Below are 21,906 nucleotides of genomic sequence, written 5' to 3'. Positions count from 1 at the left end.
TGCGCCGAAATTTGGCTGTTGCTCACTGTTCAATGCTGATTATTTACTAGTGAATCGTCCGAACCTGTGGTCGGAACGGAAGGAAATTCTGTTCGAAGACAATCATCTGCTCGTTATTAACAAGCCAGCCGGTCTGCTCGTGCAGGGCGACGCTACTGGCGACGAACCTCTTTCTGCAAAGGCCGAAGAGTACTTGCGCTTCAAGTACAAAAAGCCAGGTGCCGCCTTCATTGGAGTGGCGCACCGCATTGACCGCCCCGTGAGTGGCATTGTGATACTGGCCAAGACCAGTAAAGCTCTGAGTAGGCTGAATGAAATGTTTCGCGACAACAAGATTCACAAAACCTACTGGGCCCTAACCGGCAAATGCCCCGAGCCTACGAGTGGGCACCTCACGCATTGGCTCGTGAAAGATCCTATTCGGAATACCACCAAAGCCTATACCGAGCGCCACGGGCAAGGCCAAAAGTCTGACCTCGACTATACCGTTCTAGGGCAAGCAGGCACCCGCTACTTAGTAAAAGTAAACCCCGTTACCGGCCGGCCGCATCAAATTCGGGTGCAGCTCTCTACAGGATTGGGCACGCCTATAGTTGGTGATGTAAAGTATGGGTTCTTGGCCCCGTTACCTGATGTGAGCATTGCGCTGCACGCTCGGCAACTAGAACTACAACACCCGGTTACCAAAGAAGATATGACCTTTGTGGCCCCGTTGCCCGACATGCCCCACTGGGAAGCTGCAACTGCGTACTACTAAACTTCTTTTTTCCAGTTCCTAATAAGTGCTGCATATCAATGTGGTTGGCCCAAGCAAGGCTAGAAAGCTATAGCGTTTGAAACTTTGCACGGTTTAGCTGCAAATAAAACCCTAACAACATTTTGGCCTTTCCATCCCGGAAATTGCACTCAGCAGATACTGGCCGTAGTTTTGTAAAAGCGCTTCTGAACTAAAGCATTGCATTTGGGCTTTGCCACCTGAAGCGCCTGCTCCCGACTTCGACCTTCACATATTTCTACTATGGCAATTCTCGTCTTTTTTGTTGCCCATTACTACTTGTCGCTGTTTACGCAGACGTTCTATCTGCACCGCTACGCAGCGCACAAAATGTTCACCATGAACAAGTTTTGGGAGCGGTTTTTCTTCTTGTTCACATACATCTGCCAAGGCTCTTCGTTCTTGTCGCCGCGGGCTTATGCGCTGTTGCACCGCATGCACCACGCCTACTCCGACACCGAGATGGACCCCCACTCGCCGTTGTTTTCTTCTAACGCCTTCTCGATGATGTGGAAGACCAAGAACATTTACAACGATGTGTTGAACCGCAACTACGCTGCCGCCGAGCGTTTCGAGGGCGATTATCCGGAATGGAAGTTGATCGAGAACCTAGGCGACAAGTGGTTTTCGCGCTTGGGCTGGGGCACCGCTTACGTGCTGTTCTATATCAACTTTGCTACGGCGTGGTGGCAGTATCTGCTGCTACCGATTCACTTTCTGATGGGTCCAATTCATGGAGCTATTGTGAACTGGGGCGGCCATAAGTACGGCTACCAAAACTTCGACAACCACGACCACTCGAAAAACACGCTGGCGCTAGACTTCCTGGCCTTCGGTGAGTTGTTCCAGAACAACCACCATAAGTTGCCCATGCGTGTAAATTTCGGTGTGAAGTGGTGGGAGTTTGATCCTACGTACATGTTCATCTGGACTATGGACAAAGCAGGCATCATCAAAATCAAGCGTAAGCAGAAAGCGCAAAAGATGCGGGTAGCTGCCTAAGTCTCTTGTTAAGTATAAGCTCATATTTTAGAATCCCTTGGCGCCCCGGTGTCAAGGGATTCAGCTTTATAGACGAGAGCGAAGCCAAAAATCTGGTCGTTTTACCTGCTAACAGGCGACGCTTCGGCACAGGTACAGAGTTAATTCAGAGGCGGGCTTTCACGGTGTGAAAACTGTGCTTACCTTTGCACCTCATTTTTCAATCAGACGCACGAGTTGCGTCGCTTAACCAACCCGGTTTATGGCAGTTAAAATCCGCCTCGCCCGTCGTGGCCGCAAAAAGGCCGCTCAATTCGACATCGTTGTTGCTGACTCTCGCTCCCCGCGTGACGGCCGCTTTATCGAGAAACTTGGCACCTACGACCCCAACACGAACCCTGCTTCTATCAATTTTGATGGTGATAAGGCTTTCGATTGGATCATGAAGGGTGCACAACCTACCGACACTGTTCGGGCTATGCTCTCTTACCGTGGTGTGCTCTACCGCAAGCACTTGCAACTAGGTGTTATCAAAGGCGCTATTTCGCAGGAAGTAGCCGACCAGCGCTACACCCAGTGGAAAGAGCAGAAAGACGCTAAGATCGAAACCAAGCGTACTTCGCTCGGCACCGCGAAAGATGATGCTCGCGTAGCTCGTCTGGCTGCTGAAACCAAAGTGAAAGAAGCTCGTGCTGAGGCGCTGCGCAAGAAAAACACGCCAGCTCCTGTTGAAGCTCCTGCTGCCGAAGGTGAAACCACCGACGCTGCAGCTTCAGCCGAAACCACTGAGGAAGCCGGCGCTTAAGCTTTTTGCTGGTAATCGAGGGAGAGGTGATTAGGAATTGAGTGATTGGAATGCGCCGGCTTCTGATTGCTCGCTCCTAGTCACCTCTCCTCATTTCTCCGAAACCTCTACCTTATGACCCTCGACGACTGCTATTTGCTTGGCTCCATCGGCAAGCCCCACGGCCTGAAAGGGTTTGTCATGGCTTTTCTGGATGTAGATGACCTCGATGCTTACCGCAAAGTGAAATCGGTATTGCTGGAAATGCCTACCGCTCCCGGCAAGCTGACCGCCTATGATGTGGAAAAGCTGCAGCCCCAGGCTGAAAACCGGGTTTTGCTAAAGCTAAAAGGAATCGAGCGGATAGAAGACGCCGAGCCCCTGCGCAACGCCAAGCTTTACCGCCCACTCGAAGCGTTGCCTCAATTGGAAGAAGATCAATTTTACTTCCATGATGTTATTGGCTTCACGGTAGTAGACGAACAGTTAGGTGAGCTAGGTGTAGTAGAAACCTTCTACGAGCTACCCCAACAGGACTTGCTGGCCATGCGCTACAAGGGGCAGGAAGTTTTGATTCCGGTGGTAGACGAGTTGATTTCTCGCGCCGACCAAGAGGGCAAGAAACTATATGTGCAGCTTCCTGAGGGCTTGCTCGACGTGTATCTCACGCCACCTTCCCGTGAGCGGGACGAGCCCGACGAATTCGACGAACCATAGTTTACTCCCATCCCGCTTGCTATGCGTATCGACATCGTGACGTGCCAGCCCGATTTGCTGGTTAGCCCCTTTGCACACTCTATTGTGAAGCGTGCGCAGGATAAAGGGCTAGCCAAAATTCATCTGCACGATCTGCGCCGCTACGCTATCAACAAGCACGGACAAATCGATGATTATGTGTTCGGCGGCGGGGCCGGCATGGTATTGCGTGTGGAGCCTATTGCAGCCTGCTTCGATGAGCTCCTAGCCCAACGCAGCTACGACGCTGTCATTTACATGACCCCCGACGGAGAGACCTTGCGGCAGCCGCTAGTCAACCGCTTGTCGTTGGCTGGCAATTTGCTGATCCTTTGTGGTCACTATAAAGGCGTAGACGAGCGAATCCGGCAAGCCTATATCACCCACGAAATTAGCGTTGGGGACTATGTCTTGAGCGGTGGCGAGCTGGGCGCAGCGGTGCTGGTTGATGCTGTGGTGCGCCTATTACCAGGTGTTCTCGGCAACGAGGAATCAGCACTGAGTGACTCGTTTCAAGACAACCTGCTGGCACCGCCGGTGTATACCCGTCCGGCAGAATGGCGTGGGCAGGAAGTACCCGGGATTTTGCTTTCCGGCAACACTCCCCAAATAGATATCTGGCGGCACGACCAAGCACTGGAACGAACTCGGCAGCGCCGTCCAGACCTTCTACAAGAGTAAAATAGTGGCTTTATGAAATAGCGTATTTGCTGCTCTGCTAACGCAGTTCAAATAAACTATGCCGATTGAGTGGCAAACTCACAATTTCATGAAGTTGCAGTTTCACAATTTCAAAACAAAGCGCTATATTTGCGCCTCCTTACCGAAACCATAGACGGCGCGGCCGTCCTTTCAAAGTTTTTTCAGCCATGAGCGTACTACTCGATTTTATTCAGCAGGAATCCCAGGAGCGCCGCGCCAGCTTCCCTAGTTTTGCTGCCGGCGACACCATCAACGTCCACGTAAAGATCCGCGAGGGCAACAAGGAGCGCATTCAGCAGTTCCAAGGTGTTGTTATTCAGCGCAAGAACCCTAACTCCAACGGTGAGACCTTTACCGTTCGTAAGATTTCCAACCAGATCGGTACCGAGCGTATCTTCCCTCTCCTGTCGCCTAACATCGACAAGATCGAGGTAATCCGTCGCGGTAAGGTACGTCGGGCTCGTCTGTTCTATCTGCGTGGCCTGTCGGGCAAAGCTGCTCGTATCAAAGAGAAGCGCTTGAACATAGCAGAGAAAGTAACTGCTTAAGCTCGATAGCAATCAATAAAAAGCCGGCCTGCTCCTCATCGAGCAGGCCGGCTTTTTTATTGATTATCTCAAATCACTCTAGCGACTAGAGGAATCCTGCTGCAAGTCTTCTTCAGCTGAAGTTTGTGGGCTTTGCACTTGCTTGGCAGCTTTCAGTAATGTCTCGCCTAGCTTAGTAACTCGCTCTGAAGTATTCGGGTTATCAGCAAAAATAGCAGCCTTGATGGTATTTTCGCCGAGACGTCCTAGGAGTTGGCCTACCAACTTGGAGTCGATAGATCCGCCACCGAAGTGAGCCTTTAGCGCTTGCAAATCAACCACTATCTGGTGCAGTTCGGGATTGTTAACGTCTTTTACATCTTCTATCCAGCGTTGCAGTGCGTTGTCGAGGCCGGCGCGATTCGCTTCTTCGAATAAATCACCGCTCAGGATTTTGCTGGTACCGTCGAGGTGGTTCTGGTGCTGGGTGTCGTCTTTGGGCTGTTTGTGGAAGGACATAGCGATGTGATTGGGCCGCCGAAGCGGAGTTGGAAAGTACTGCCTGTGCAAACGGTGGGCACTTGGCAAAGGTTGTAGCGCAGCCATACGCAACAGATAGTTACTTTCGTTTCAGTATCGTCCCGTTCCTTGTTGCCTCGTATGAAAAAACTTATAGTCGGCTTCTGGCTGATTGCGCTGCCCTTGCTGACGTTTTCGCAGCCCACAGCCAAACCTGTGGCCCCTGCCGCCTATTGGCAGCAACAGGTCAATTATTCGATTGATGTTACACTGGATGACAAGCAGCACGTGCTTACGGGCCGCGAAGAGTTGGTATATACCAACAACTCGCCCTCAGCATTACCTTTCATCTGGTTTCATTTGTGGCCTAATGCTTACCGTGACGATAACACTGCATTTGCTCGGCAGCAACTCCGCAATCAAAGCCGCAAATTTCATTTTTCCACTGCCCAGCAACGTGGTTTTATCGACCAGCTTGATTTTCAAGTAAACGGCCAGCCTGCCAAGTTGGAGTATGACCCCGAAAGCCCGGACATGGCCAAGCTATTGCTGCCACAGCGGCTAGCTCCCGGCGCCAGCGTCACAATTACCACGCCCTTTCGGGTAAAAATTCCTGATTCCTTCTCGCGCTTTGGCCACGTAGACCAGAGCTACCAGATTACGCAGTGGTATCCCAAACCAGCTGTCTACGACCGGAAAGGCTGGCATCCCATGCCTTATCTCGACCAAGGCGAATTTTACTCGGAGTTTGGTTCGTTTGATGTTCGGATTACGCTTCCCGCCAATTACACGGTGGGCGCTACCGGCGTGCTGCAGAACCCCGAGGAGCAGACTCGCCTCGACCAATTGGCAGCGGCCACAGCACTCAAGAAAACTGCCGCTGACTTCGGCGACGACCTAGACTTTCCAGCTTCTGCTACTGAAACTAAAACGCTACGCTACGTGCAAGACCGTGTGCATGATTTTGCCTGGTTTGCAGATAAGCGATTCAACGTGCTGAAAAGTGGCGTGACACTGCCCTCGGGTCGACAGGTGGCCACGTGGGTGCTGTTCACCAACAAGGAAGCTACCAAGTGGCAAAAAGGCCTGCAGGACGTCGACTCGGCCGTGGTGTACTACTCGCGCTGGGTAGGTGAATACCCCTACAGTGCGGCTACGGCTGTAGATGGCGCCCTGAGTGCCGGTTCGGGCATGGAGTATCCTATGGTAACCGTCACGCAGCCAGAAGCTATTGTGCATGAGGTGGGTCACAATTGGTTCTACGGCATTCTGGCTTCCAACGAGCGAGATTTTGGCTGGATGGACGAAGGCGTGAATTCTTATGTAGAGAACCGAGTGGCCGAATTGCATGGCGAAAGTGGAGGCATTTTGGCAGGGTTGCCCACCACGGGTACGGGAGCCCGACTCTTAAGTACCGATGGCCTCCCTAACGCAGCACTCAGCCAGATTCCTTACCAAGCAGTAGCTAGTCGAGGCCTTGACCAGCCAATAAGTAACATCACTTCTGCTGATTACGGTAAGCTAAACTATGCCATCATCATGTACAGTAAAACAGCCTCTCTGCTGAAATACTTTGCAGCTTACTTGGGGCAAGAGAAGTTCGATGCTGCCATGCAGGCCTACTACGAGCAGTGGCAATTTCGCCATCCTTACCCTGAGGATATGCAGGCTGTATTCGAGCAAACGACCGGGCAGAAGCTTGCCTGGTTTTTTGGGCCTATGCTTACTGGCACCTACCGCTATAACGCCGTAATAGCCAAGTCGAAGGAAGAAAAAGGGCAGCGCAAAGTATTGATTCGCAACGACTCTCCTACCCCGTTTCCGTTCCCAGTAGCTACGCTCGATGCGCAAGGCAAAGTGCTAGAAACGCAATGGACCAAGCCCTTTACCAACACCGATGAAGACGACAGCGCCGTATTGCGGTTTCGGGAGGAAGGAGTTGCTGCCATTGTTGCCGATCCGGAGTACCTCACCCCCCAGCTGAACCGCCGCGACGACCACCTTCGAACTACCGGTCTTCTGCGTGCCTTAGAGCCCGTGAAGCTACGCCCCGCGATAAGTCCCGAGCGTTGGGATCGGGCGGCGATTAACTGGTTACCGGTATTCGGGGCTAATACATCAGACAAGTTTATGCTGGGTGCTGCTTTCTACAACAGCCCTATCAACGTCAAAAAGTTCAGCTACCTAGCTATGCCTATGTACAGCTTCAACCGTAAAGAGCTGAACGGTATTGGAGTTCTGAACCTGAATATTTTGCCGGTTCAGTTCACGCGCCGGGCAGTGCTAGGTGTGGTAGTACAGCGCTTCGAACGCTACCGCAAAGTGGAACCTAGCTTGACGCTGCAGTTGCCCCACACGGCTTTCGACAAGCCGCAGCACACGGTGAAGCTGGCCAACACGGCCATTTATACCCAGGACAACCGCGTTACGGCGAGTATACAGTCGCTGGAGTATGGCGTAGGCATCAGCAATGCTATTCGGCGTTGGAATGGGCATATCGAACTCAACTACTTCACTCCTGACCTTTCAGAAGACAACGAGCGAACGGTAGCAGCCTTAGTGCGGGCTGAAGTAAAGCATACACGTTACTACTCTCCGAAGAAAACTTTCTCAGTGCGCCTGTTTGGAGGCAGCTTCTTGCAAAAGGCGAACGAAACGCCCTTTGCTATGGGCTTGAGCGGCAGCTTCGATTATCGGCGCCAAACTATGTTCCTTGACCGGCAGCAGATGTCACCCAGCTTAGCAGCCCAAGAACATCAGTTTGATGACAGAGACGGTGCTTTCAAAGCGAATGTGCCCGTTGCAAGTCGTCGTTGGCTTACCACGCTCAATCTGCAGGCTGATCTGCCCGTGACCCCGTTCGGGCTCTTCGCCGATTTTGGAGCCACCAAGGAGAAAAACCAAGTAGTAGCAGACCGCAACCCGCAGCGCTTGTATTATGATGCTGGTATAAGCTTGCCAATTTTGAATCGGGCTTTGAGTTTTTACTTTCCAGTGGCAGGCTCTCAATATAGCAACGGCTTCCCGGCCAACCGCAAGGACTTCACTAACCAGATTCGCTTCGTACTGCGTCTCGATCAACTAAACCCTTTTCGGTTACTTGATGAGCAACTAGCGCAGTAGCGTATTCCTCTTGTTTCACTTGTCTAGCATGCGCTATACCGCTGGCCTCTTTAAAGCGGCGTTGCTTAGTGGTTTCTTTGCCAGCTGCACTCCCCACTATGAGGACTTACCCACCTTCTCGGCGGAGCGGAAGCTGTTGCAAGTGGTAGTAGAAATGCCAGCCGGTACCAACCACGCTCGCCGCTACGACCCCACCAGCCACGAATTCGTGCCAGTCCGCCGGGCCGGCCTCGAACTAGTTGCTGAGTTTTTACCGTGTCCCGGCAACCAGGGCTTCATACCAGGCACACGCTTGGGTGCAGCTGCTAATCCATTAGCGGCACTTGTGCTTATTGAAACCCAACCAACTGGTACGGTACTGGAAGTATTACCCATAGGATTGCTTACGCTCGACGACAATGGGATACTGAAGCCGATAGTGCTGGCGGTACCAGCCCGGCCTAGCCAGCAGATATTGCCTGATGTAGTTTCGTGGCATGACCTAACCAGCCGCTACCCTGGCGCTCAGGAGGTTATTCGTCAATGGTTTCTGCATCAAGGGCGTCTTGGCGAAATACGTGTTGTGAGTTGGAAGGACGAAAAGGCTGCCGAACAGCAAGTGAAAGAAGCTATGAATTAAACCGTAGTTGGCATTGAAGGAGAGCTTCTTTTAAAAATTAGCACTTATTAAGCTATTAAATGAGCGGCCTTTCTTCTGTTAGCATACTACGGCCACTGATTGAATAGTACTAAATGTGAGGCTCACTAAAATCCCCTCGGAGGCATTGTAGTAAAACAAGAGAGCCGCTCCCATGGAAGCGGCTCTCTGGATAATATTAAGTACAATTTGATGGTAGGCCAGCAGTTCTCTTGTTGTTACTACTCAATCTTGTTCATGCGCTCTTTTACAGCCTCGAGTGCTACGCGCATATTCACAATGTCGGCGCGAGCAGCTTCTTGCTCTTTGAGGTTCAAGTCTACTTGGTTGTTGTATTGTAGCAGTTCAGCGGCGTTCTGAGCCAATTGCTGCTGGATTTCAACTTTCTTCAACTTGTTCTTCTCGATGTCTTTCTTGATGGCGTCAGACTTCTGAATTACTGCCATGTGGTTGTTCTGCGACGATACCAACGACTTCTCAGCTTCAGCTACTTGAACAGCAAGGTCTTCGCGGTACAGCATCCGAGCGAAATCTTTCAGGTACTTCTCGCTAGCTTTCCACTGCACAGGAGTGGCATCTTTGCTCAGGTAAGCGTTACCCAAGTCAACAGACCACCAAACTGATGTACCGGTTGGAGTAGCATCTACTTTGCTGATTACGCGAATAGGGGTTTTCGAAATGTCTTCGATAACAACACCTTCTAGCTGGTAAATACCTTTATCGGCTTTTACTTTATTGCCAAACTGCGCATCAAGCTGCTTCTTCCAGGATTCATCAACGCGCTTGCTGTCCAACTGAATGGTTACGCGCTGGCCTTTACGGGGAATCCCTTTGATAGCCATATCCGTTTCATCAACGGGTGATTTCTGTGCGTAGCCAGTCGCCGTCAGCACAAAAAACAACAGGGAGAGGAGTACGCCTTTTTTCATGTGAATGAGGTAATTAGTGGTACGTGAGTCTCGTTTAAGTCCGATTTTTATATTTCGACTCTTCAAATTTAACTACTCCTAATACATCTCACTACGCTCTGGAATGTTTTTTTTCGCCTAAATGATCTTTTATTAAATAGGTTATATCACATGTTGCTAAACTGACAAAAATGCTATTTATGGAGCCCCATTTACCTCATCTTGTAAGAGCATAAATCACAAAACAAAATCAACCCCTCACGGTTTCTCTCTCCTATGCCTGTAACTGTCTGCCGAAAGGAACACTTCAATGCCGCACATCGTCTGCACAATCCAGCTTGGAGCGACGAGCAGAACCAACGTGTGTTTGGCAAATGCAACAACCCCCACTACCACGGTCATAACTACGAGCTTATCGTACGCCTGACCGGGGAAACCAACCCGGAAACCGGCTACGTGTACGACATGAAGCGGTTAAGTGACCTCATTAAACGCGAGATTCTCGATACCTTTGATCATCGGAACCTGAATCTGGACACAGAGGAATTCCGTGAACTCAATCCAACTGCCGAGAACATTGCGGTTGTTATCTGGAACCGGTTGCGTACGCACTTAGATCCGCAGCTGAGCCTCTCGGTTACTTTGTATGAGACCGAGCGAAACTTTGTAGAATATCATGGATAAATCCGTGCCTACCCCGGCTGGGGGCACCCCACCCGTCGATACCCACCTGTCGGCCGATTTACGCACTCCTCTTCGCCCCGATGCCTTTGCCCTTACTGACGAGGAAAAGATAGCAGGCATAACCGAGCACTTTCGCGAAATCATGCACCTGCTAGGCCTCGACTTGACGGACGATAGCTTAGCTGGTACGCCGCGCCGCGTGGCTAAGATGTACGTGCAAGAGTGGTTTCGCGGCCTTTCGCCCGAACATCGGCCTGAGGTGCGGCTTTTCGACAACCGCTACCAATATGGCCAGATGCTGGTGGAGCGCGATATCACACTTTTCTCGTGCTGCGAGCATCACTTCGTTCCTATTATCGGCAAGGCCCACGTAGCGTATTTGCCCGGCGAGCATGTGGTAGGTTTAAGTAAGCTTAACCGCGTAGTGCAGTACTACGCCCGCCGGCCACAGGTGCAGGAGCGTCTAACTCGCCAGATTGCGGAAGAGCTAAAGCAAGCCCTCCATACTGATAACGTGGCCGTACTTATTGAGGCCGACCATTTGTGCGTGATGAGCCGAGGTGTAAACGACACGAGCAGTTCCACGCTTACAGCTGAGTATGGTGGTGTTTTTGGTGAAGATGCAGCCCTACGAGCCGAGTTTTTGCGTTTGATTGGCAAATGAGTTTTTAAGGCAGATTGCAGGTTTTTCTGGTTTTAGTTATAGGTTGCCGTAGTTTTTCAATCCAGGCCCTAAAAGCTGCTTTTTGCGCTACAACTACACACCTACAATAAGCTCCCTACGCCATGTCTCGTAAAGTCCTCATCAGCGGTGGTACTGGTATGATTGGCACCCGTCTTGCCGAGATGCTTATTGATGCGGGCTACGAGGTAGCCTTGCTTAGCCGGCAGCCTAGTACTGGCCACTACCGCAGCTTTCGCTGGGATCTGCGAGCAGGCACTATCGACGAAGCCGCTATACCATACGCTGATTACGTCATTAATTTGGCGGGTTCTAGCGTTTCGGATGGCAAATGGACGGAAGAGCGAAAGCACGAAATTCTCACGAGCCGCTTGGGCGGGACCGCCTTGTTGGCGCGTGAACTGGCGAAAGACGGGCACCATGTACGAGCGTTTATTTCAGCTTCGGCCATTGGTATATATGGAGACAGTGGCGACCAAGTGGTGAACGAAGAAACGTCTCCGGCGTCGGCCACCGACTTTCTGGTGGATGTTTCGCAGCGCTGGGAGTTAGCGGCTCACGATGTAGAGCGCCTCGGTATCCGCACCATTATCACTCGTATTGGCATTGTGCTGAGCCCGGAGGGAGGGGCGCTGGTGCCACTGGCGCGCACGGTGAAGATGATGGCAGGGGCTCCACTTGGCACAGGTCGGCAGTACATGTCCTGGATTCACCTCGACGATCTGTGCCGCCTGCTAATGCAGATGCTGGAAGAACCGCAGTGGCACGGCACTTACAATGCAGTGGCGCCCAACCCTGTTACCAACAAAGAATTCACTGAAACCTTGGCCAGTGTGCTGCACCGCCCGTTGGTGCTGCCGAAGGTGCCAGAGTTTGCCTTGAATTTAATGATGGGCGAGATGAGCGAAATTGTGTTGGCCAGCCAACGCGTCAGCGCCGAGAAAGTACTCCGCCAGGGCTTCACGTTCGAGTACCCCCACCTGAAGCCGGCATTGGAGTCGTTCTATGAAGAGGAGTAGCGGTAGCTAATGCGCACGTTACTTCGAGCACTGCTGTGTTTGCCTTTGCTCTATCTGCTGTACCTGAACTACCGGCTGTATTATCAGCCGCAGATAGAACCAGTTGCGGGCAGACCACTTAATCAGGATTTGCTGGGCCAGCTACGCTTCCTGAAAACCCCCATGCACCAAGGAGCCGGGGAGGATATGCAAGAGCTATATCCGGAAGGCTTCGTGTATCTCAACGCCCTCTATGGTCTGAGCTGGGTGGAACTGGCGGGCGGCCTGCCCGATAGTTCAATGTTACGTCATGAGGCGTTAGGAGAAACCGCCTGGGCCATGCGAGCTATTCTGTCACCAGCTGGGCGCGCCATATTTGAGCAGGATCTGCCACTGCCCTACGGTGCTTATTATCGAGGTTGGTCTACCTATGTGTTGGGCCGCTACCTGGCTGCGCAAACTTCCGCTGAGCGGACTGCCGCCGACGTCAAGCTGTTCAAGCAGAATTGCACGCAGATAGCGCAGGCTTTGGCTGTAAGCTCTACTCCCTACCTCGAGTCGTACCCGGGTGCGGCATGGCCTGCCGATGGAATGATGTGCCTGGCGGCCCTGGCGTGCCACGACCGAGTACTACCGCCACAGTATCAAGCAACTATTCGGCAGTGGCTAACCGTCGTGGACACACGCCTCGACTCGTTGGGCATGATTCCGCACAAAACAGATGCGCGCACGGGCAAGGTGCAACAAGCAGCTCTTGGCGCGTCGCAAAGCCAACTACTCAATTTTCTGTACGAAATAGACTCCACCTACGCCCGGCGGCACTTCCGGCTGTATCGGCACCATTTTCTTACCTCTCGTTTTGGTTTGCCAGGCATGCGCGAATCGGCACAGGAAGCCGACAATGCGGAGCATATCGACTCAGGGCCAGTGCTACTCGACGTGGGTGGAGCGGCATCTATTGTAGGCCGACGCGTTATGCAGCGCTATGGCGACACGGTCACTGCCGTTGGCTTACGCAATAGTATAGAGGCTTTTGGTATGCCTTTTCAAATCAGTGGCCAGAAACGCTACCTTTTCGGCCAGTTACCTATTGCGGATGCCTTCATTGCTTGGAGCAATTCCCTTGAAGTAAATCGGACTATGGGTACTTCTCCTTGGTGGCGCATCCGTTTCCAAGGGCTTTCTGCGCTTCTGGCGACCGGGCTGCTGACTGCGTTATATATGCTTCGCCGCAGGCCAGTTAGCAAGTGAAGCCTCAAGTGGTTTTACTAGTTGAGTTGAAGGCAAATTAGCTGCTTTGCAACCCTATAGTAGCAGTCAGGCTCGTGCTATTATGAAATACGCTCTACTTCTCTCAACCGCCGCGCTCCTAGCCGCGGTTACCTCCTGCCAACCTGAGAAAAATGCTCCCGAACCTGCTTCTCAGCCAGCAGCCTGTGCGCTCGTACCCGATGCAGGCCTGTGCTACGCAGCCTTTGTGCGCTACTATTATGACCCTAAAGACAAAAAGTGCAAGCCATTTACTTGGGGTGGCTGCGGTGGCGTAGTGCCGTTTACTACCCTGCAGGAGTGCCAGGACTGTGGCTGTAAGTAACCGAATTTACAGGCTATCAGGCACGGGCACGGCGCCACTGTTGAGGTTCTCCAGCAGGTTGTCAACTACAATGGTATCGACGGCTTCTGCCTGACGACGGCGCGGTTGCTCGGAAACGCACTGGTAGCGGCGCGTGATTTTGCCGGGATACTTGGGGAATGGGCCCATGGTAATGCCGAGGTCGGAATCTTCGTACACTTTTTCCATGTATTTGCCGAAGATAGGCAGCGCCGTACGGCCACCTTCGCCCTGCTGAGAACCTTGGAAGTGAATGCTTCGGTCCTCCCCTCCTACCCAAACACCAGTAACCAAGTCTTTGGTAACGCCCATGTACCAACCATCGGAATAGTTGGAGGTGGTGCCGGTTTTACCCCCAATTTGGTTGTTCTTCTTCCACAGCTCATACTCCCACAGCGCCTGCGAGGTACCACCAGGCTCGTCCATGCCGCCGCGCAGCATGTAGAGCATCAGCCATGCCGTTTCGGGTGAGATGGCGCGCCGCTGCTTAGGGTCGAATTGCTTGATGACGTTGCCGTTGCGGTCCTCGATGCGCGTAACAATCATCGGGTCCGATTGGAAGCCTTGGTTGACGAAGGTGCTGTAAGCATTCACCATTTCGTACACGCTCACGTCGCCGCCCGAACCGAGGCCGATGCTAGGCACCGGCAGCAGAGGGCTTTTGATACCTACTTTGTGGGCATACTTGGCCACGTTGTCCCACCCAACCCGCTCGGTAAGTTGCGCGGTAACCGAGTTCACGGAGCGGGCCATGGCTTGGCGCAGCGTCATGTTAATGCCCGTGTATTCGCGCGTTACGTTGTCGGGCTTCCACTCCATGTCCTTGCCGTTCTCGACATAGTTGATGGTCACCCGCTCGTCCCGGATTCGGTCGCAGGGCGCATAGCCATTGTCGATGGCCGTGAGGTAAACGAACGGTTTAAAGGTGGAACCCGCTTGGCGCTTGCCTTGCTTGACGTGGTCGTACTGGAAGAACCGGTAGTTGAGGCCGCCCACCCACGCCTTAATTTGGCCAGTGAAGGGGTCCATGGTCATCATGCCGGCGTGCAGGAAATGCTTGTAGTACGCCAGCGAATCAAGCGGGGAAAGAAGCAGCGTGGTGTCCCCGTCGCCTTTCCAGGTGAATACTTTGGTGGGATGCTTGCGATGCAGCGCCGAGTCGAGGAGAGCGGGCTGGCCTTTGTAGCGCTCGGCCAATTCCTTGTACTGCTCGGTCCGCTTCATTTGGGTTTCAATGAAGTTGGGAATTTCATTGCCTTCCTCATCCACCCACGGGTTCTTATCCCGGTTTTTCCAAAACCTATCGAACTGCTGTTGCAGCCGTTTCATGCGGTCCTGCACCGATTCCTCGGCGTACTGCTGCATCCGCGAATCAATAGTGGTGTAGATTTTCAGCCCGTCGCGATACATGTCGTAGCCGTTCTTCTCGCACCACTCATTCACGAACTGGCTGACAGCCCCCCGGAAATACGTGGGCGGCCCATCGATGTGCTGCTCGAATTGATACTTGAGTACAATAGGCTGCTGCTGAAGCGCGGCAACTTCGGCGGCGGGCAGTACACCAGCTTGCCCCATACGCGTAAGCACTAGGTTGCGGCGTTTGCGGGCCGCATCGGGATGGAAGCGTGGATTGTAGGCGGTTGGGTTGTTGAGCATGCCAACCAGTGTGGCCGCTTGCTCAGCCGTGAGGCTGTCGGGGGAAGTGCTGAAGAAGGTTTTGGCCGCTACCTTAATGCCGTACGCTTTCGAGCCGTATTCTACCGTGTTGAAATACATCCGCAGAATCTCTTCTTTGGTATAGCGGCGCTCCAATTCCACGGCCGTAAGCCACTCCTTGGTTTTGCTGATCAGCGTGCTTACCCCCGGGATGTAGCCCAAGCCCCCACGGGTTTCGCCCCGACGGGTTTTATAGAGGTTTTTGGCAAGCTGCTGGGTGATGGTAGAGCCGCCACCGCTGCGGTTGCCGGTTGCTACCCCGGCCGCGGCGCGGCCCAACGCGGTTAGGTCGATGCCGGAATGCTCGTAAAAGCGGACGTCTTCGGTGGCAATAAGGGCCTTGATAAGGAGAGGCGAAATCTTGTTCAGCGTTACCGGCACGCGGTTTTCGCGGAAATATTTGCCGATCAGTACGCCATCGGCAGTATAGATTTCCGAGGGCTGCTCCACCTTGGGGTCTTCTAGTTCTTCTAGGCTCGGCGACTTGCCGAAGAGGAACATGAAGTTCATGCTCACCAAAATAGGATAGAGCAAAAACGTGCCGACGCCCAACACAAATAGGGCCCAAAAGGCACGCGTAACACGGTTCGACCAAGGCCGGCGCGGTCGGGTTGTGGGGTTTGTTTTCGGCAGTTCTGGAGCGGACATTCAGAGCAGATTGGGCGGCGGCGTCCTGGGGTGACAGGTCAAGAAGTGGTAAATATACCAGTTAGGCGCGGGCCGGCCTGCCGTTTTTGTTGTTTTGCCATATTACTCAACCCGTTATCAAATGCTATAGTTCTGGCAAGCAGACTTTTACCATTCTAGCATTCGGTCTGGTTTCTATACAGCTTCCAACGAAACCATAGCCTCGCGCAGTGTGCTAGCGCGCCATACATATTCTAGAATTCTCAATCCCACATCAACACCCAAAGTAGAAGCATCCACGCTGCTACTATACCTATTGCAGTGGCTCCAATAGCTGCCAGGTGCCACAGCAAGCGCCAACCGGGATGCTGCATATGCATGGCCACTTGCCACAGCCATATAATACCTATTGGCGGCAAGGCCACAAGGCAAAGCATAACTATCCAGTCGGCTACCGTTGTGGCGCCAGGCGTATGTGGGAACAGCTCTTTTTCCAACTTGATGCTCATAATAGCACCCACCAGCAGTGCGAGTACCCACCACAAAGAAGTAGGCAATTGGCGCAAGGCGCGAGCGGCAAAGGCTTGAAGTTCACTCATTATATGCTGATAGGAATAAACATGAGATGATAAACCCTCTTACTCGACACCACCTGATCCGCCGACGCCAGCGCCGCTGAACAGCATAATTACACCTGCGACCAGAACAAGAGAAGCTAAGTGAAACAGCACGCTCAACAGTAGCACAAAGCCGCGCTTGAGTTCTTCCTGCTTACTAAGGCGGGGACTTTGCCACATGGGCCTTGTTACCCACCACAGCACTACCCCATTACCGAGTGGCAATGCCACTTGTAGCCACGTGAATAACTCGTCGAACCCGCCGGTATGTAGCTGTGGCCAAAATTGCGGCAGCATCCACCACACCCACAGCACGGCGCACACGGCTATAAGAATGGCTAACGCCCGCCCGCTTGAGGGCAAATCCATTGTTACGCGTTGGTGGCTAACTATAGTTTTCGACTCGATTTCCATAACAGAAAGTCTTTGATTGCGGGTAAAACTTGGCAGCATGCTGGTTGCTGAAATCGTGTTTTAACCAAAGAAGCTGTCGCCGTCGGTCCGAGGCGGGAAGTCCATGGGCACGAATAGCAGGAACAGTAGTATCAGCACCGGTATAAGCACCTGGGCCACGCCAAACAGCAGAAACACCAGCCCCGACAGCTTTAGCAGACGTCGTTTTCCATTATTATTCTCAAGTTGCTTGCCAGCGCGCCAGAGTAGTCGCCACGCCAGGAACGTGAAGAGCACCTGACAACTTATCCCTATTGCACCAATCAAGTAGCTTCCTAACGGGAAATAGCGCCACAGGCTAAACAGGCATAAGCTACTTAGCCAGCTTAGCCCACCCAATGCCACAACCCATCGAAAGAGCCGCTCGGTACGGGTAACTTCGGGTGGAGACAGAACCTCATGCAAGCTCATGCGTATTGCTCAGCTTTTATTGCCTGGTAGAACCCAATTTCTTGGCGCAGTGCTTCCACGTTCTGCGAAGCGTATTTTGTCAGAGACCAGTGCAGAACACAACTAGTACGACGGCCCCGCCGGAAGTGGGTTCTGAGTTGGGGCCACAACTCAGGCGTTAGCAGAGCAAAAGCCAGAAAGCCGATACACGTTATAGAATAGTCGCCGTTGCCAAGCATAAAGGCCCTGAGCAATAACTCGTCTTCAGGGGTCATATTGTAGTCGAGCAGCACATGCTTGAGGTCATGGTTTTCGTAGTGCGGAATCAGCTGCAACTTGTGCTGGTGCAGAATATCGGCCACTCCACGACCCAAGGTGCCAGAAGGTAAGCTCTGCAAGTACTCTGATTGATTTTGGATATTCTGCGCACCATAGACCCGCCAGAAAATCGGAATCAGAAAAGAAGTTTTGGCGTGCTCAATGGTCTTGCGAGCAAAGCGCTGGTATAGGTTCAATCGGGCAGGTTGCAGAATAGCGTTCATAGAAGTGACATTTTGAAAATGTGAAGTGAGAAGGCCGGCTACTTGCCGAGTAGCGCCTCAAACCCCTGTGGCGACCAAAGCATCATCAGGAAAAACACGGCGCCTAGCAGCAACAGCAGCAGTAGGCTGCTGACGGGCAGCACGGCCGTCAGCAGGCGTTGGCGGCGCGAAATAGGGTCGGCGGCACGTTCCTGCCATGTAAGCAAGGTGGCTAGCGCCGCTACGTCGCCGACACAAACAAGCAGCCCCACAATGGTGAGGGAGAATTGGATAAGCATTGTAGAAGGAATGATTAAGGTAAGTTCCTAGCTGAACCACATTTCAATGCCAGTATCTATCCGGCGAGAACAGTAGCAACAGCAGCCACAACAGAAGCACTACTGAACAGAGTGCTTGAAAAAAGAACAGCACAATCCACCAGAAAAGGGCTACTATTCCAACCCCTTTTAGAAGATCTGGCTTCGCGTAGAGCAAGCCTAAGCCCTTGTCTACTACATGCTTCCAGATTAGGCCGTGAATGACCAAGGAACTGATGAAAAAGAAGACTTCCTTGAATGCGTTGCTTGACGCGGCCGCCGGCAATTGATAGAACAGGCCGTATAGAATGCACAGCCACCCAGACGCGCAACTGACTAGCCAGCATCCACTCGAAACCAACCACTGATTCAGACTTAGTGGTTTTCCGAATGGACTACTCATGACCGTTCAACTCCTGGTAGGCCTGCCAGTCGGCGTAGGTGTAGCTGGGCCAGTGGCGCGCAGCTTGCAGCGCCTTGAACTCTCGTAGCCGCTGCTGAAGTTCTTGGGTAGCATCAATAGGTTCGAGTTTGGTCCAGGCACCGCTGTAGGTTTCGTGTACCAACTGGCGCTTCGGCAGTACATCTTGGTTGGCGGCCAATATGGGAAGCACTCGGTCGGGCATATCAAGTAGGAAACCGTAGTCGAGCACCTGCAACTCCGGGCGCAGGTTGTAGCGCGCAATCCAGATTTCCCAGTTGCCGCAAGCCAACCCCACCATAAGCGCGTAGGCGGCCAGGGCGTTGAGGCGCACCAAGGAGTACGTGGAGCGCCGCTGCCAGATTTTGAGCAACACGGTGACTAAGCCAAATAAGGTCAGCAGCAGGAAACCATACACGCCAATGCGCTTATAGGCCAAGCCCGTGTATAGAATGTAATAGTAATTGCGCAGTCCTACTGACACGGCCAGCACCACGTTTTGCAATACCCACACCGTAGCAAGCCAGCGCAACACCGGCAGACCTTTCTGGTAGAAGTTGAGGTTGCGGCGGAAAAACCACAGCACAATGCCCATGGCCACCAGAATACTCAAAATCAGCACGTAGGTACCCTCGTGCACGAACTGCGTGAGGTTGAAGTTGGAGGTAGGCTTAAAGCCGAACCAGATCCAGTTGATGTCGATAACGTTGACGACCAGCAGCAGCATGTTCACCAGACTCAGCAAACTCAGGGCAACGAGATACTCTTTGCGCAAGTCGAGGGCCCGGAAACTCTGGGGCCGGAAGTCGGGGCGGCGCACGGCGAATGAGGCCACCCGGTCCCGCTGCCGCACAATAAATTCCCCTAGGCGCGACTCTTGGTCAATGAAGTAATGCACAGGTACTAGCACCAGTGCGGCCCCGGTCAGGACTAGCCCCATTAGGAAGAACAAAATGTGCAGGATAGAAATGTCCTCGAACAAACTGGCCAGCCACTCCCCTATCGTGTCCAGCACATGGCTAACCAGGTCGCTATACACCGGGTTGGCTATTACAAACAAGATGTGGAATACAGCCAAGGCCAAGAGCGGCACCCCAAGCAGACGACCATAGAACCAAGTGCGTCCCATTTGGCTGCCCATGTTGTTGGGCAGGCGCATCAAGCTTGCCAGCTTGGGTACCACCTGTAAAGCACTGTTGAGCGCCGTCAGCAGGGCGTTACTTACCAGCTTCAGGTGAGGTTGGTTGACGTAGCCGAGCCATACTGCCAAGGAAGCCACACACGCCAACTGAGCTGCTCCCGACCCGTACCACGCCACCATCACCGCACTTAGTAGCGTCCCGAGCAATGTCAGTCGGAAGTAGCCAGAGCGCCACTGAGGCGCGTGCCGGGGCAGAGTGAGCAGTACAGCAACTACTACAAACAGCGTGTAGAGCAGCATGTTGAGGGCAGCCCGCTCGCGCCAGAACAGCAAATCAAATACGATGGCTCCGACTGGCAACGCCACTTTCTGCAATGTTGTGAGGGTCAGACGTGGCGCTGAGGAGGCCCCGAGCTGGGCGCTCGGTAAAGGCAAAGAGGTATCCATAGGTGGTTGCAGTTAAGCGTATTTCAGTAAGTGTATTTATGATTAAAAAGTACTTTGTATTTCAAAGTTTATGCGCAAAAAAATAGGTGCTACCCGCGCAAGAGTTTTTCCAAGGCCGCTAAGTGGTCTTGAAAAGCCTGTTTGCCTTCCGACGACGCGGTATAGGTTGTGTTGGGCTTCTTGCCTACAAATTGCTTGGCCACCTGCACGTAGCCCGCTTTTTCCAGCGCCGACACGTGACTGGCCAAGTTGCCATCGGTCAGGTCGAGTGCTTCTTTGAGTTCCGTAAAGCTTACGCCGTCGTTGGCCATGAGCACGGCCATTACGCCCAGCCGTACGCGGTGGTCAAATGCTTTATTGAGCGTATGAATTAGGTGTTTCAACGGCTTGCGGCTACCCTACTCTGTGTTTTACTTACGGCCCTCTCCCAATCAGGACAAGAATTCATTTGTATGAAGGCCTTACTACGCTTCGGAGGCAGTTTTTGGTGGCTTTAAGGAGCAACTAGTATGCTACTGATGTTATTGCCGCTCATACCGGTTGTACATCAGCAGCCCGTACCCAATGTGCCCTAGCCCGAATCCAAGGGCAAAGAACAGCAATCCGGACCCAGGCAGCAAAACAGATATCAACCCGAGCGCTATTTGCGTGAGCCCTAGCAACCTAATTTCGTCTAGCGTGTACTTGCTGGCATTGAGGAGCGCCAAACCGTAGAATAGCAGCAGCCCCGGCACCACCAAGCTTACGGCGCCGCGCAGAAACAGCGCTAGGCAGAACAAACCGCCCGCCACCAGCGGGATTATCAAGCTGATGGCTAGTCGACGCCCCAAGGCACTCCAAAGGGGTTGGTTGGCTTTACGAGCACGGCGGGCGGTGAAGAAAGTGGCTACGGCCAGCGCCGCGGCTATCATACCTCCCGATAATAGCAGCAGAAACGGCAGCACAAGTTCCCGCTCGCTCGGCGTGCTTTGGAGCAACCGCATGTAGCCTAGGTAGCCGTACTCCCGATTCAGGTACCAGTGCCCTAAACCAGAACCAGCTAAGGCCACGACACCGGCCCCAACCCCGGAAAGGCCACTTAACGAGATGAAGCGTGACGAACGCTCCATGATGGAGCGAATCTCAGTAAGTTGGGCTAACGGGTCAACGGCAGGCTTTGTCATATTTAAAAGCACTTTGTATTGCAAAGCACAACAATCTTCTTAGACTTTACAAGTAGTTCTATACTTTTTTTCTACTGCATATAGTGACCACCCTTAGATCCTGAAATCGGGTGCCAGAACTATGGCTTTCTATAAGAGCATTTTGCACCACGGCTAGCCTTGTTGCATGCTTCTTTAGCGAGGCTCCAGCTGATGGGCATGGTAAGCTGTACATGCGTCTATGTGCATCAACTAACGAGTAAGCCACCTCAAATCGGGAAAATCTTTGGTTGTAGCGCGCCAAAATGGAAGCCTGTTTTCCCAAACAAGTTCGGTTTCAAGCAACCTGGAGCAAAGCCCTAGACCGTAAATACTCGCTGATTTGCCTCCCCTGTCAACTCACTTATGTGCTTGCTAGCACTGTTACATACCCTACTCTACTACCAG

Annotated in this window: 24 protein-coding genes; 13 read left to right on the top strand and 11 right to left on the bottom strand. The window is 52.8% G+C overall.

Annotation, left to right across the window (positions count from 1 at the left end; genetic code table 11):
- Nucleotides 1-49: 49 nt before the first annotated feature.
- From P1X16_RS18630 to rplS, 6 genes are all read left to right on the top strand, one after another.
- Nucleotides 50-757 carry an RluA family pseudouridine synthase gene (locus P1X16_RS18630; RefSeq protein WP_277232059.1) on the top strand — a complete coding sequence of 236 codons (708 nt, stop codon included), beginning with the start codon at nt 50-52 and terminating at the stop codon, nt 755-757.
- Between the two features lie 261 nt (nt 758-1,018).
- Nucleotides 1,019-1,777 carry an acyl-CoA desaturase gene (locus P1X16_RS18625; protein WP_277232056.1) on the top strand — a complete coding sequence of 253 codons (759 nt, stop codon included), beginning with the start codon at nt 1,019-1,021 and terminating at the stop codon, nt 1,775-1,777.
- 241 nt (nt 1,778-2,018) lie between these two features.
- On the top strand, nt 2,019-2,561 hold the full coding sequence (locus P1X16_RS18620) for a 30S ribosomal protein S16 (RefSeq protein ID WP_277232053.1): 543 nt from the start codon (nt 2,019-2,021) through the stop codon (nt 2,559-2,561).
- A 114-nt stretch (nt 2,562-2,675) separates the two neighbouring features.
- A complete protein-coding gene (gene rimM / locus P1X16_RS18615; protein WP_277232051.1) occupies nt 2,676-3,257 on the top strand; it encodes a ribosome maturation factor RimM in 582 nt (193 codons plus the stop codon).
- 21 nt (nt 3,258-3,278) lie between these two features.
- Nucleotides 3,279-3,956, top strand: a complete 678-nt coding sequence (trmD, locus tag P1X16_RS18610) for a tRNA (guanosine(37)-N1)-methyltransferase TrmD (protein ID WP_277232048.1) — start codon at nt 3,279-3,281, stop codon at nt 3,954-3,956.
- Nucleotides 3,957-4,144: 188 nt separating this feature from the next.
- Entirely contained in the window at nt 4,145-4,525 is a 381-nt protein-coding gene (gene rplS / locus P1X16_RS18605; RefSeq protein WP_277232047.1) for a 50S ribosomal protein L19, read from the top strand.
- Nucleotides 4,526-4,603: 78 nt separating this feature from the next.
- On the opposite strand, the gene P1X16_RS18600 is transcribed toward rplS, so the two are convergent.
- Nucleotides 4,604-5,023: a hypothetical protein gene (locus P1X16_RS18600; protein WP_277232044.1), complete on the bottom strand. Its 420-nt coding sequence runs from the start codon at nt 5,021-5,023 to the stop codon at nt 4,604-4,606.
- Between the two features lie 141 nt (nt 5,024-5,164).
- On the opposite strand from P1X16_RS18600, the gene P1X16_RS18595 reads away from it, so the two are divergent.
- Both P1X16_RS18595 and P1X16_RS18590 read left to right on the top strand, forming a co-directional pair.
- Nucleotides 5,165-8,146 (top strand): M1 family metallopeptidase, encoded by a 2,982-nt coding sequence (locus tag P1X16_RS18595; protein ID WP_277232041.1) that lies wholly within the window; start codon nt 5,165-5,167, stop codon nt 8,144-8,146.
- Between the two features lie 28 nt (nt 8,147-8,174).
- Complete coding sequence (locus P1X16_RS18590; protein WP_277232039.1) at nt 8,175-8,765, top strand: inorganic diphosphatase; 591 nt, start codon at nt 8,175-8,177, stop codon at nt 8,763-8,765.
- Nucleotides 8,766-9,004: 239 nt separating this feature from the next.
- Here the strand turns inward: P1X16_RS18590 and P1X16_RS18585 are convergent, their stop codons facing one another.
- Nucleotides 9,005-9,712 carry a DNA repair ATPase gene (locus P1X16_RS18585; RefSeq protein ID WP_277232036.1) on the bottom strand — a complete coding sequence of 236 codons (708 nt, stop codon included), beginning with the start codon at nt 9,710-9,712 and terminating at the stop codon, nt 9,005-9,007.
- A gap of 255 nt (nt 9,713-9,967) precedes the next feature.
- On the opposite strand from P1X16_RS18585, the gene P1X16_RS18580 reads away from it, so the two are divergent.
- The 5 genes from P1X16_RS18580 to P1X16_RS18560 all read left to right on the top strand — a co-directional run bounded on the left by P1X16_RS18580 (nt 9,968) and on the right by P1X16_RS18560 (nt 13,649).
- Nucleotides 9,968-10,375, top strand: a complete 408-nt coding sequence (locus P1X16_RS18580; RefSeq protein ID WP_277232033.1) for a 6-carboxytetrahydropterin synthase — start codon at nt 9,968-9,970, stop codon at nt 10,373-10,375.
- Nucleotides 10,368-11,039, top strand: a complete 672-nt coding sequence (folE, locus tag P1X16_RS18575; protein WP_277232032.1) for a GTP cyclohydrolase I FolE — start codon at nt 10,368-10,370, stop codon at nt 11,037-11,039. The genes P1X16_RS18580 and folE overlap by 8 nt, the downstream gene beginning before the upstream one ends.
- A 122-nt stretch (nt 11,040-11,161) precedes the next feature.
- The gene (locus tag P1X16_RS18570; protein ID WP_277232030.1) at nt 11,162-12,076 is read left to right on the top strand and encodes a TIGR01777 family oxidoreductase; all 915 of its coding nucleotides are present in this window, start codon (nt 11,162-11,164) and stop codon (nt 12,074-12,076) included.
- 9 nt (nt 12,077-12,085) lie between these two features.
- On the top strand, nt 12,086-13,306 hold the full coding sequence (locus P1X16_RS18565; RefSeq protein ID WP_277232027.1) for a hypothetical protein: 1,221 nt from the start codon (nt 12,086-12,088) through the stop codon (nt 13,304-13,306).
- Between the two features lie 82 nt (nt 13,307-13,388).
- A complete protein-coding gene (locus P1X16_RS18560) occupies nt 13,389-13,649 on the top strand; it encodes a BPTI/Kunitz domain-containing protein (RefSeq protein WP_277232025.1) in 261 nt (86 codons plus the stop codon).
- A gap of 6 nt (nt 13,650-13,655) precedes the next feature.
- Here the strand turns inward: P1X16_RS18560 and P1X16_RS18555 are convergent, their stop codons facing one another.
- The 9 genes from P1X16_RS18555 to P1X16_RS18515 form a co-directional block, all read right to left on the bottom strand.
- Complete coding sequence (locus tag P1X16_RS18555; protein ID WP_277232022.1) at nt 13,656-16,031, bottom strand: transglycosylase domain-containing protein; 2,376 nt, start codon at nt 16,029-16,031, stop codon at nt 13,656-13,658.
- Nucleotides 16,032-16,273: 242 nt separating this feature from the next.
- The gene (locus tag P1X16_RS18550; protein ID WP_277232018.1) at nt 16,274-16,609 is read right to left on the bottom strand and encodes a hypothetical protein; all 336 of its coding nucleotides are present in this window, start codon (nt 16,607-16,609) and stop codon (nt 16,274-16,276) included.
- Between the two features lie 39 nt (nt 16,610-16,648).
- Complete coding sequence (locus tag P1X16_RS18545) at nt 16,649-16,996, bottom strand: hypothetical protein (protein ID WP_277232014.1); 348 nt, start codon at nt 16,994-16,996, stop codon at nt 16,649-16,651.
- A 105-nt stretch (nt 16,997-17,101) separates the two neighbouring features.
- Nucleotides 17,102-17,317 carry a hypothetical protein gene (locus P1X16_RS18540; RefSeq protein WP_277232011.1) on the bottom strand — a complete coding sequence of 72 codons (216 nt, stop codon included), beginning with the start codon at nt 17,315-17,317 and terminating at the stop codon, nt 17,102-17,104.
- A 170-nt stretch (nt 17,318-17,487) separates the two neighbouring features.
- Nucleotides 17,488-18,012, bottom strand: a complete 525-nt coding sequence (locus P1X16_RS18535; protein WP_277232008.1) for a hypothetical protein — start codon at nt 18,010-18,012, stop codon at nt 17,488-17,490.
- A 38-nt stretch (nt 18,013-18,050) separates the two neighbouring features.
- Nucleotides 18,051-18,290: a hypothetical protein gene (locus P1X16_RS18530; protein WP_277232005.1), complete on the bottom strand. Its 240-nt coding sequence runs from the start codon at nt 18,288-18,290 to the stop codon at nt 18,051-18,053.
- Nucleotides 18,291-18,703: 413 nt separating this feature from the next.
- The gene (locus P1X16_RS18525) at nt 18,704-20,317 is read right to left on the bottom strand and encodes a DUF4173 domain-containing protein (protein ID WP_277232002.1); all 1,614 of its coding nucleotides are present in this window, start codon (nt 20,315-20,317) and stop codon (nt 18,704-18,706) included.
- An 89-nt stretch (nt 20,318-20,406) separates the two neighbouring features.
- Nucleotides 20,407-20,700, bottom strand: a complete 294-nt coding sequence (locus P1X16_RS18520; protein ID WP_245119400.1) for a transcriptional regulator — start codon at nt 20,698-20,700, stop codon at nt 20,407-20,409.
- 138 nt (nt 20,701-20,838) lie between these two features.
- Complete coding sequence (locus tag P1X16_RS18515; protein ID WP_277231999.1) at nt 20,839-21,480, bottom strand: hypothetical protein; 642 nt, start codon at nt 21,478-21,480, stop codon at nt 20,839-20,841.
- Nucleotides 21,481-21,906: the final 426 nt, after the last annotated feature.

The organism is Hymenobacter sp. YC55 (assembly GCF_029433095.1).
GTDB lineage: Bacteria > Bacteroidota > Bacteroidia > Cytophagales > Hymenobacteraceae > Hymenobacter.
The sequence above is the reverse complement of the archived record's forward strand: the minus strand, read 5'-3'. Positions and strand labels throughout refer to the sequence as shown.

Excerpts from the sequence above, each read along its gene's own strand:
- P1X16_RS18625 (WP_277232056.1), top strand. The coding sequence starts at position 1,019 with ATGGCAATTCTCGTCTTTTTTGTTGCCCATTACTACTTGTCGCTGTTT.
- P1X16_RS18620 (WP_277232053.1), top strand. The coding sequence starts at position 2,019 with ATGGCAGTTAAAATCCGCCTCGCCCGTCGTGGCCGCAAAAAGGCCGCT.
- rimM (WP_277232051.1), top strand. The coding sequence starts at position 2,676 with ATGACCCTCGACGACTGCTATTTGCTTGGCTCCATCGGCAAGCCCCAC.
- trmD (WP_277232048.1), top strand. The coding sequence starts at position 3,279 with ATGCGTATCGACATCGTGACGTGCCAGCCCGATTTGCTGGTTAGCCCC.
- rplS (WP_277232047.1), top strand. The coding sequence starts at position 4,145 with ATGAGCGTACTACTCGATTTTATTCAGCAGGAATCCCAGGAGCGCCGC.
- P1X16_RS18600 (WP_277232044.1), bottom strand. The coding sequence starts at position 5,023 with ATGTCCTTCCACAAACAGCCCAAAGACGACACCCAGCACCAGAACCAC.
- P1X16_RS18595 (WP_277232041.1), top strand. The coding sequence starts at position 5,165 with ATGAAAAAACTTATAGTCGGCTTCTGGCTGATTGCGCTGCCCTTGCTG.
- P1X16_RS18590 (WP_277232039.1), top strand. The coding sequence starts at position 8,175 with ATGCGCTATACCGCTGGCCTCTTTAAAGCGGCGTTGCTTAGTGGTTTC.
- P1X16_RS18585 (WP_277232036.1), bottom strand. The coding sequence starts at position 9,712 with ATGAAAAAAGGCGTACTCCTCTCCCTGTTGTTTTTTGTGCTGACGGCG.
- P1X16_RS18580 (WP_277232033.1), top strand. The coding sequence starts at position 9,968 with ATGCCTGTAACTGTCTGCCGAAAGGAACACTTCAATGCCGCACATCGT.
- folE (WP_277232032.1), top strand. The coding sequence starts at position 10,368 with ATGGATAAATCCGTGCCTACCCCGGCTGGGGGCACCCCACCCGTCGAT.
- P1X16_RS18570 (WP_277232030.1), top strand. The coding sequence starts at position 11,162 with ATGTCTCGTAAAGTCCTCATCAGCGGTGGTACTGGTATGATTGGCACC.
- P1X16_RS18565 (WP_277232027.1), top strand. The coding sequence starts at position 12,086 with ATGCGCACGTTACTTCGAGCACTGCTGTGTTTGCCTTTGCTCTATCTG.
- P1X16_RS18560 (WP_277232025.1), top strand. The coding sequence starts at position 13,389 with ATGAAATACGCTCTACTTCTCTCAACCGCCGCGCTCCTAGCCGCGGTT.
- P1X16_RS18555 (WP_277232022.1), bottom strand. The coding sequence starts at position 16,031 with ATGTCCGCTCCAGAACTGCCGAAAACAAACCCCACAACCCGACCGCGC.
- P1X16_RS18550 (WP_277232018.1), bottom strand. The coding sequence starts at position 16,609 with ATGAGTGAACTTCAAGCCTTTGCCGCTCGCGCCTTGCGCCAATTGCCT.
- P1X16_RS18545 (WP_277232014.1), bottom strand. The coding sequence starts at position 16,996 with ATGGATTTGCCCTCAAGCGGGCGGGCGTTAGCCATTCTTATAGCCGTG.
- P1X16_RS18535 (WP_277232008.1), bottom strand. The coding sequence starts at position 18,012 with ATGAACGCTATTCTGCAACCTGCCCGATTGAACCTATACCAGCGCTTT.
- P1X16_RS18530 (WP_277232005.1), bottom strand. The coding sequence starts at position 18,290 with ATGCTTATCCAATTCTCCCTCACCATTGTGGGGCTGCTTGTTTGTGTC.
- P1X16_RS18525 (WP_277232002.1), bottom strand. The coding sequence starts at position 20,317 with ATGGATACCTCTTTGCCTTTACCGAGCGCCCAGCTCGGGGCCTCCTCA.
- P1X16_RS18515 (WP_277231999.1), bottom strand. The coding sequence starts at position 21,480 with ATGACAAAGCCTGCCGTTGACCCGTTAGCCCAACTTACTGAGATTCGC.